At 65.7% G+C, this 9,471-nt stretch carries 7 protein-coding genes; all 7 read left to right on the top strand.

Annotated features, from left to right (window positions below):
- Positions 1–211 precede the first annotated feature (211 nt).
- The gene (locus ABD908_RS25075; protein ID WP_345001204.1) at positions 212–1,243 is read left to right on the top strand and encodes a 2Fe-2S iron-sulfur cluster-binding protein; all 1,032 of its coding nucleotides are present in this window, start codon (positions 212–214) and stop codon (positions 1,241–1,243) included.
- A 313-nt stretch (positions 1,244–1,556) separates the two neighbouring features.
- The gene (locus tag ABD908_RS25070; RefSeq protein WP_345001202.1) at positions 1,557–2,012 is read left to right on the top strand and encodes a hypothetical protein; all 456 of its coding nucleotides are present in this window, start codon (positions 1,557–1,559) and stop codon (positions 2,010–2,012) included.
- A 442-nt stretch (positions 2,013–2,454) separates the two neighbouring features.
- Positions 2,455–3,669, top strand: a complete 1,215-nt coding sequence (gene cas7g, locus ABD908_RS25065; protein WP_345001200.1) for a type I-G CRISPR-associated RAMP protein Csb1/Cas7g — start codon at positions 2,455–2,457, stop codon at positions 3,667–3,669.
- A gap of 4 nt (positions 3,670–3,673) precedes the next feature.
- A complete protein-coding gene (csb2, locus tag ABD908_RS25060; RefSeq protein ID WP_345001198.1) occupies positions 3,674–5,227 on the top strand; it encodes a type I-G CRISPR-associated protein Csb2 in 1,554 nt (517 codons plus the stop codon).
- A complete protein-coding gene (cas3g, locus tag ABD908_RS25055; RefSeq protein ID WP_345001197.1) occupies positions 5,224–7,899 on the top strand; it encodes a type I-G CRISPR-associated helicase/endonuclease Cas3g in 2,676 nt (891 codons plus the stop codon). The genes csb2 and cas3g overlap by 4 nt, the downstream gene beginning before the upstream one ends.
- The gene (locus ABD908_RS25050) at positions 7,896–8,909 is read left to right on the top strand and encodes a hypothetical protein (protein ID WP_345001194.1); all 1,014 of its coding nucleotides are present in this window, start codon (positions 7,896–7,898) and stop codon (positions 8,907–8,909) included. Before cas3g ends, ABD908_RS25050 begins: the two co-directional genes overlap by 4 nt.
- 7 nt (positions 8,910–8,916) lie before the next feature.
- Positions 8,917–9,384 carry a CRISPR-associated protein Cas4 gene (locus ABD908_RS25045; RefSeq protein ID WP_345001192.1) on the top strand — a complete coding sequence of 156 codons (468 nt, stop codon included), beginning with the start codon at positions 8,917–8,919 and terminating at the stop codon, positions 9,382–9,384.
- Positions 9,385–9,471 lie beyond the last annotated feature (87 nt).

Here is a 9,471-nt window from a genome sequence, read left to right as displayed (position 1 = left end):
AAATCGACGGCGTCACCACCCCCATGCCCGCACCCCGCTTCTCCCGCACCCCCGCCGCCACACCCACCCCACCCGACCCCACACCCACACCCATCACCGACATCTGGCGCTGAGCCACTCGGGAATGTACGTCTGAGCGGCGCGACCCCCGCGGATTGCGGGGTCTGCGCCGCTCCGTAGTCGATTGTGGGCTGTCGATAGGGTGGGACGCATGAGCACCACCCCGCACTCCGCGCGCAGCATCATCGTGTCCGTCGCCGACGTGATCGATGAGACGGCCGACGCGAAGTCGTTCGTCTTCGACGCCGACTGGGACTACCAGCCCGGCCAGTTCGTCACGGTGCGCATCCCGTCCGACCTGACCGGGTCGGTCGCGCGCTCGTACTCGCTGTACACGTCGCCCTACGACGGCGGCCGGCCCGGCGTGACCGTCAAGCGCAGCCCCGGTGGCTACGGATCGAACTGGCTGTGCGACAACGTCTCCCCCGGCACCGAGATCGAACTCCTACCGCCTGCAGGTGCATTCGTCCCGGCATCCCTCGACGTCCCGATGCTGCTTCTGGCGGCGGGCAGCGGCGTCACGCCGATCATGTCGATCCTCTCGGCTGCGCTGAGCCAGGGCGCCGCCCCGGTGACACTGTTGTACGCCAACGCATCCGACGCCGACACGATCTTCCTCGACCGGATCTCGGCGCTGGCCGCCGAGCACGCCGATCGTCTCACCGTGATCTGGTGGCAGGCCGACCAGCGGGGCCTCCCGGATGCCGATTCGCTGGCCGCGGTGCTGACCCCGTACCACTCCCGCGCCACGTACCTGTGCGGCCGCGACGAGTTCATGGGCGCCTGCAAGGAGGCACTGCGGGTGATCGGCACCGATCGGTCGCTGGTGCACCAGGAGATCTATGCATCGCTCTCCGGCGACGCGTTCGCCGACATCGTGCCGCATGAGGTCACCGCTTCCGAGGCCGCGGACGCGGCGTCGGTGACCGTCTACAACCTGGGCGCAACGTTCACCGTGGCGTGGCCGCGGGACCGGACGCTGGTGGACGTGCTGATCGACAACGGCCACGACGTGCCGTACTCGTGCCAGTCGGGCGAATGTGCCACGTGCATCTGCAGACTCAGCAAGGGCAGCGTCGAGATGGCCGTGTCCGACGGCCTCGACCCCGACGACGCGGAAGACGGCTACATCCTCGGCTGCCAGGCCAAGCCGACCGCCGACGAGTTGGAGGTCGAGTACTGACGCGGATCACCGGCGCCGTTCTCGAGGAGATCGACGCTTGTGAGGCACTCGGCGAAGGTGTGACGGCGCCGGCGGCTCACCCGCAGTGGCGACACCCCTACATCACCCTCGGCGTCTCCGATTCGCGACGCACGCGGTGGACGAGCGGCCGGGGACGCGGAGCGGTTCCGAAGTACCACCCGACGTCGCGCCAGTGCTGGTGCGCAATGCTCACCGGCCGTGGCGCGGTGCTCAACATCTGCGTGAGGCCCGACGACGCGACCGTGGTCGGGCTCTGAGCCGTCGGTACGGTCGCCGTGCCGAATCACCGCCCATGAGGCCGGACTTCGACTACTTCGACTACGAGATGCTCGATCCGGCGACGCCAATCGCCTCCCGCCGACCAGCACCACGCAGCGACGTCTGCCACGCAGAGCGCAAGTTCGTCGTGCGATCGCCTGTGGTCCCACGCCAAGCGTCCCCGCATCCCAGCGACACGCACGGACTCGATCATTGCCTGGTCATCCCACCCCACCATCGAGTCATCACGCTCGAACACGATCGACTCGATCTCTCGATGGGTACAGTGATCCACCAGTGCCGCGATGCAAGCCTGACGAGCCACACGGTCCGACTTCATACCAGCCGCGACAAATACATGAATCCGGACATCCAGTCGCGCGATTACATCGACGATCATTCGACGACGGCTATCCCGCTCGTCTTTCATGTGGATCCGTCGCTGCCCCCGGAGCACGAGACGGCTAACACATCGTCGCGTGTCCGCTAGTTCTGCCGCTGGGACAACCACCGCGACCACAACGTAGTCCTTGCGCTTGGTCTCATCGACGAAGACCCGGTCCCCCACCGCGCGGCCCCTACATGAACGCGCGAAACCCCGGTGCACGGTCGTCCGGCCGCGTCCGGGGCTCACTTCCCGCAAGCTCAACGCAAGGGGCTATTGCCATCGTACCTCTATTCCTGGAGCCGATCCGGGGTCGGCAGCCTGCGCTGCCGACCCCGGAACCGAAAGGTCGACCTGGGCCGACACCGTGCCGTACCAGATGGATGCCAAGCTCGAGAAGACGCCTCAACGAAAGTGATCAATGGATACGTGTTGTCGAGATTAGCTTCCATATCAAGTGCTTGCCATACCACCAAAACATATCGTAACCTAGATCACAGTAGCGGCGACACTATCGCGACATACCGACAGAAACCGGGGGACCACCATGACCGCACTCTCGTTCGACCAACTTCTCGCCGCCTGCCGCCCGGGGGGCGCCGCGACGCTGACGTCCGTGACGGAACTCGCGTCCGCCGAAGGACCGCATGGCGGCGTCGCTCCGGCCCGGTTCGTCAGCGCGCATGGATCCAACCCGACCTTCTGCTACGAGCAACGTTTCATCAACGGAAATGTTGCGTACTGCGTACTGATCGATGGCAAGGCATCCCAGTTGAATCGAGTCGAGGACGAGATCGTCAAGGCGGTGAACGACGGCATCGAGCCCCTGTCGCTGACGCCGCGAGTGGTCGTCCGGTACGCAGACGGCACCGCAGCCAGCGACCTGCAACTCCCGCACCGCCTGTACGACGGTCATATCCGATCGGGGCACGTCGATGGCAAAAGCGTCACCGTACATCCGAGCTACCGCGCAGCTCGCGACGCGACCCCCGCCGATGCCCGTCCGATCCTCGAACTAGCACCGGCGTCACTGGTATTCGGTGGCTGGGACTCGACGAGAAAGGCTCGCCAAGGACGCTATCGCAGCGCTCTGACCGGCGAGATCATCGGACAGCTTGCAGATCAGAGTGCCGAAGGCCTCGACTCCATTCAGAATCCCAAGCGAGGCGGGGCCCGCACCGATGCCATCGCCGCAAGCGTGCGCCTCACCGGCACACAACTCGAGCAGCTCCTCGTCGACCAGGAGGCCGAGCTGTCGACAAAGCTCGCCACCAAGATCCGCGATGAGGCAAAGAAGGCGAAGAACGGGCGCACTTCCGCGTCCACGCTCGGGCTCGGATCGATTCCCCCGAGCCTGGACAGCCTGGGGCTTGTCTCTTGCCAGCGGATCATCCGCTCGCACGTGTTGTCCTTCGCGGCGCTCCGGCAGCTACGTTTCGGCGCCGGTCCCGACGGTGACGCCGCCTGCCGCGCGCTCCTCGCGGCATTCGCACTGGCGGGCCTCGCTCGTGCCGACGCGGAACTCAACCTGCGGGCCAATTGCAACCTGCGTGAGGCCAGCGAGCCGGTCACCCAACTCGACGCCCGCTACGGCACGGTCGTCGAGCTGGAACCCATCGCGGTCGGGAACGCCGACGACCTATTGAGCGAGGCGATTGACCGCGCTCGGACGCTGGCCGGAATCCGTTGGGAAGGACAGGTGTTCGAGGTGACCGGTAATGAGCTCGTCGTGGACAACGCCGATGCGGACTCTGAGAGCTAGCGCAATGACCATCACCGGTATTCGCGCAAGGTTCCCCCTGGGAGTTTACCTCGCGCACCGTCCCGACGGATCGCCCGACCCGTTGCCGTCGACCCTGCGGCTGCACGCCGCGCTCGTATCCGCAGCGTCGGTCGGCAGCACCGCAGAGGTCAAGCGCTCGACGCTTATCCGCACCGCCGCCGCTACGCGCGCCCTCGAATGGATCGAGGACAACCCGCCGGAGTACGTCGAACTCCCAGCATGCCGAGAGAACAGCCCGGCCCGAGGGCACTCATTCCGTGACGAGGGGGTCGTCGAGAAGGTCGGCAAGGCCCCCACCCGCCGTAAGACGCCTCGTACCGTGGGAGCGGGCACGGCCGTATCAGCACCGATCGGGTGGGGCTGGGATGACGTTCCCAGCGAGGTGGCAGACACCCTGGCCGCACTGTGCGGGGACGTGCCCTGCCTAGGGGAGGCCGACTCGGCCGTCGTTCTCGAATACGGAGAAGTCGTCCCGACACACCGGCGGTCACACGCGATCTCACCGTTCGCGCCGGCTGGCATCCGTATCCCGAGCCCCCTCAAGGGGCGGCTCGACGAGCTGGACGACCTGTATCGAGACGCCAACCCCGCGATACCGCCCTCCGCTGCCAGGGACCAGTGGTCGGCGACCGAGAAACCGACCGCCCCACCTATCAGCCACGTACAGGCCGTCGAGATCGGCTACGACCCGATCGTCGAGGCCACGCCACCTGATGCGCCATGGGCCCACGTGATCCACATCGAGACCGACGCCTCGATACCGAACTCCGAGCGCGTCGCGTGGTCGGTCACGCTACACCGGGCGATGGTCGCGGCACTGGACACCGAAGCCCCCGCGGCGATCACGGGCCGCTACCTATCCGGTATCCCCAAGCCGGCAAACCGCGTCGCGATCCAGCCGTTGGATGTCGGGGTGATGAGCCTGTCCCGTCATCGCCGGCTCGGCGCAGGCATCGCGGTCATGGTTCCCGAAGGAGCCCTAGAGATCACCGAACAAGCCCTCCGCGCAGTCACGCGCCTATACCGGCGCGACGCCGATCCCATCCGACTCGGAAAGCGGACGACCGTGGACGCAGCGACGTTCTGGCGCGAACCCGCTGACGGTATGGCACGCGTGTGGGAGAGTCTGCCAGCGGTAGTCCCCGAGACCCGGCGTCCGAGACGGACACAGCGGCGGCAGTGGACGCTCGGCGAATCAGGTTTACTATCAGTTGGATTCGTATTCCGCGACGAGCTGCCGGCAGCGCCCGGAACGACAGCCGAGGAACGCTACGCGGCGGTCGTCGACAACGTCGAGGCGCACGATGTCACAGCCCTTACCACCGCGCCGATACCCGATGCGGACGTGCGCCGGTACGCCCACAAGATGCCACAAGGGGTTGTCGCACAGCCGTATCGCCTACAACTGGACGGTGGATCGCTACTTCCCGACCAGGCGATCGTCGCAGTCGGCCAGAGCCGCCACCTCGGGGGCGGCCTTCTCGTGCCACTCGACCTACCAGCATCGCTGGTCGAAATGTGGAGGTCAGCAAGATGACCGGCCTCGCCGTCGGCGAGTTCGCCGACTACTTCAGCGCCCTCCATGGATACCAACCGTTCGCATGGCAGCGTCGGCTGTGCGAATCCATCGCCGCGACGGGTGAGTGGCCGGAGGTGATCGACTCCCCCACCGGCACAGGCAAGTCGAACGTGGTCGACATCCACGTGTTCGTCAACGCACTACACGGCTGGGGCGCCTGCCCGCGGGTCCCACGACGACTCGCTATCGTCGTGAACCGGCGTGGCATCGTCGATGCGCACGAACAGCGGGCACAGGAGCTCCAGGCGTCCCTGAGTGATAAAACCCGCACAGATGTGCTCGATCGTGTAGCCGAGGGGCTCAGCAGGCTCCAGAACTGCCGCACAGATACCAAGGCCGCCCTCAGCCTCGTCACGCTCCGCGGCGGCCTCCTTCCAGCGCGCGAATGGATAGACGACCCGGCAACCTGCACAGTAATGTGCGCCACTCCGGACATGTGGGGAAGTCGGCTGCTGTTCAACGGGTACGGCTCGTCGCGTCTGGCCCGTCCCCGTGAGGCAGGGCTGTTGGCCTACGACTCCGTCATGGTGCTGGATGAGGCTCACCTCAACCAGCAGTTGCTGACAACGGCACGCAGGGTGCGAGAGCTGGTTCGTCGGCATCCGCTACCCGGGCCTTCGCTGCAGGTCGTCGAGACCACGGCGACGCCGCTCGCATCGGGGAGCAGTCGTATCGCAGGAGTCGACGTAAAGGATCTCGACGACGAAGTCCTCGCGCGGCGCCTCACGCGACCGAAGCCCGTCACCTATCACGCGACCGACCAGTGGCCCAAGAGAAAGGCGTCGGACAAGTACGTCGACGAGATCGTCGATGAGGTGGTCCGACTGTGGGAAGCCGTGGCCACTGGCACCGTCGGGTGTGTCGTGAACACAGTGTCGACTGCGGTCCGGGTCTCCGAGCGGTTGAAGTCGAATAAGCGCATTGCAGGTAGTGAGACGAGAGATGGTGTGTTGACCTGGGTAGGACCGATGCGTCCGATGGACCTGAGAGCCCAGATCGACGAGTACCCAGGTGCGTTCGCGCCTGCCGGCGACGCGCGGATCGGCGTCGTCGTCGCGACGCAGACAATCGAGGTCGGCGTGGATGTCGACTTTGCAGCACTGGTCACCGAACTCGCCCCCGGTACATCTCTCATGCAGCGGGCGGGGCGCGTCAACCGATTGGGAGATCGCGAATCGGGTCCGATCGTGGTGATCGGCCCCACCGCGGAGGCCACGGAATCCGGCGCCTACTCGGCAGCAGAGCTGACCCGCGCACTCGATTGGGTGCGCGCCGCCGCAGAGGATCCCGCTGGGCTCGCCTTCGCCGGTCACTCTCGCGAGACGGCTCCAGCAGCGGACTCGCGCCGTGGCCTTCTATCCCGCCTGGAAGTCGGCGACGCTCTTGCCCTGACATCAACCAGTGAGATCCTGGCCACGTCGCCAGACCTCACACTTTGGATCCGCGACGACCTCTCAGGCGAGGGTCGGACCTGCGGCATCGTGTTACGCGCGGGTCTCCCGGTAAACGACGTTGACGCGATCGCCCTTCTCCGTGCCACACCTCCCGCAACATGGGAGACGTTTCCCACGCACCTTCACATCGCGCAGGATCTCTGCTTGAAGTTGCGAGACCTCCAAGGCCCCTATGGGCGCGCGTTCGTCTGGCGCGACGGGAGCCTGACGCAGATGGATCTCGGAATAGAGGAAGCCCCACGCGTCGGCGACATCGTGATGCTGGACGACGTTCACCCGATCGTCGCCGCCCACACGATTGTCGAGTACGACCACGGCGCTGAGGTCGTGGACACCGCGTGGGGTACGAAAGACGTGGAGGTGCTGTGGCGGCACTCCGACCCGCTGTTGTTCGAGCAGATCGATGATATCCGGCACGACTCGGACAACGCTGTCGACGATATTCATGAGCTGGTAGCGGCGATTCCCCGTCTCCAGGACGCCGACCGCAGCCAAGTCACCGTCGGGCCACCGCTCGACGGTGAGGACGAGGGCAGGACCCCATGGATAGTGTTGCGGCCGAGGGCAGCCGTACTGGACGATGAAGAGACCCGCCAGACGTGGAGCGGGCGTGAGCAGGTGACGTTGGCTACGCACTCGCAGGCGGTCGCCGATCGCGTATCGATCTTGGCGGCGCACCTGCGGATGTCGGCCGACCAGGCACGTGCACTCGAGCTAGCGGGGCTATATCACGATCTCGGCAAGCAGGACCGGCGATTCCAACGCCTGCTCAACGCCTCCGATAGCACCGACGTGCTAGCCAAGAGCGGCGACCGGTCGAGCCGGCGGGCACAGCTCCGAAAGGCCGGCGCCGGCCTACCAGCCGGGTGGCGGCACGAACAGCTGTCTGTGCTACTCGCCGCGCCCCAACTGGCCGGGGTCGGAAGGGAGCAAAGGGAACTCGTGCTCCGGCTCGTCGGAACCAGCCACGGCTGGGGTCGCGGAGGGTTCCAACACGGCACTCGCGACCTCGTCGAAGGCGGCGAGATCTCCGATGAGGCAGCCGATCTCTTCGACTACGGCGGGTGGGAGGCACTCATCGAAGCGACCGAGCGTCGCCACGGCCCGTGGGCCTGCGCCTACCTCGAAGCGCTGCTCCGTGCAGCCGACTGCAGCGTGTCTAAGGAGGGGTCATGAACACGTTCACGTTGGACTCGAATCACACCCGGGCACTTGACCATTTCGCAGGGTACGGGCTCAGCGCCATACTCGAGGACTCAGGCGAAGACGTCCGGATGCACTGGTCCGATGCAGCGCGCCCCCGGCTCGTGCTGGACGGCCTCACCTCGGATGAGACGACGGTTGCCGAGATCGTCCGCAATCACGCCCTGTCCCACGGCACGCTCGAATCGTGGGTACAGCGCACGACGACGATACGCGGGCAAACGAAGTCATCAGAGGTCGGCCTCTTCAGCCCTCGGATCGCTACGCCCGGAGACCCCACCGCGTGGATGGCGCTGTTCACCGAGCGGCGCGCCGTCCTGGACGCCCCCATGAACGACACACGGCTCGATGCACGGATGATCCAGTCACTCGGTGAGCCCGCGTATTGGCCGGTGGGAACCCAACTGCCGGAGCCAGACCGAGGCGCATCGCGGTGGGAGATGAAGACCCGCAACCGCGGCGAGGACTTCATGCGCAACAGACTCGCTCCGCTCGCGCGGGCCGTCGCGAAGCGCGACAGCACAGCCATCCAGTCCGGCCTCACAGGGCAGACCATCACAGACGAGGTGGGCAAGAATTCCATCGAATCCCGTTCGGCCACAGGGCTGGCTCTGCCAGGTCCAGTCGACAACGCGCTCGCGTGGTGTGCCCTATGGGGTTTGTCATTCTTCCCGGTGACGCACCTGATTGGAAAGCAGTCGTTCACCCCGGGCGCCTACCCCCAGGATCGGATTCAGCCTCAGCAGATGACCCTGCCTATCACCACGACACCGATATCGCCGGCGAAGCTTAGACGTGTCCTGCGCTCGAGGGCACTCAACGACGCAGCATACGCCGAATCCTCGTCTCCCGAGCGAGCAGTGGGACAGGAAGCCTTGCGTCGCGTGGGATTAGCCGGTCTTGTCCGATTTCCGGTACGCATTGCGGGTAGCGCTTCGGCACCTGAGCGACAGGTGCTATTCGGCACCTTCGAGTCCCTATAGAGCGAGGATGACAATGCCGCCGCGCACGGAGATCCCGATCAGCTTGGTCGCTCATACTGTGTTCTGCGAACGCCGGGCGTGGATCGAGGCCGCCGGGGAACACGTGATTCACTCTCAGATCGAGGCCGGACTCGCGGCGCACGCCACTGTCGACGCACCCCAGGCGAGCCAGATTCGTTCCCGGTCTATCGATGTGGCGAGCGAGGAGCTAGGAATCGTCGGTCGATGCGACGTCATCCGGGCCGCCGACGGTGACGCCGTCGCGCTCGTCGAGTACAAAGCCACTCCTGCCCGCCGCGTCGCACAGGTCACCGACGCCAACGTCGTCCAACTCGCATTGCAGCGCCTGTGCATAGAGTCAACCGGAGTCGAGGTGGTATCGCAGGAGGTCTACTTCACAAACCACCATCGGTCCGTTCAGGTCTACCTAAAAGAGGCTCTCCTGACGCATCTGTGGGTGGCCGGGCGCGCCTGAACGAGCGCACGCCGTTCTCCGCCTAGGTTTCTGAGCTGTCGAGGAACAGGAACCAGGTGTCGAGGAGAACGGCGTGCGGGATGTCAG

The sequence above is a fragment of the Tsukamurella soli genome, assembly GCF_039541155.1.
GTDB lineage: Bacteria > Actinomycetota > Actinomycetes > Mycobacteriales > Mycobacteriaceae > Tsukamurella > Tsukamurella soli.
This window is presented reverse-complemented; position numbering and strand designations above follow the sequence as displayed.

Coding starts and splice junctions, on each gene's coding strand:
- ABD908_RS25075 (WP_345001204.1), top strand. CDS start 212: ATGAGCACCACCCCGCACTCCGCGCGCAGCATCATCGTGTCCGTCGCC.
- ABD908_RS25070 (WP_345001202.1), top strand. CDS start 1,557: ATGAGGCCGGACTTCGACTACTTCGACTACGAGATGCTCGATCCGGCG.
- cas7g (WP_345001200.1), top strand. CDS start 2,455: ATGACCGCACTCTCGTTCGACCAACTTCTCGCCGCCTGCCGCCCGGGG.
- csb2 (WP_345001198.1), top strand. CDS start 3,674: ATGACCATCACCGGTATTCGCGCAAGGTTCCCCCTGGGAGTTTACCTC.
- cas3g (WP_345001197.1), top strand. CDS start 5,224: ATGACCGGCCTCGCCGTCGGCGAGTTCGCCGACTACTTCAGCGCCCTC.
- ABD908_RS25050 (WP_345001194.1), top strand. CDS start 7,896: ATGAACACGTTCACGTTGGACTCGAATCACACCCGGGCACTTGACCAT.
- ABD908_RS25045 (WP_345001192.1), top strand. CDS start 8,917: ATGACAATGCCGCCGCGCACGGAGATCCCGATCAGCTTGGTCGCTCAT.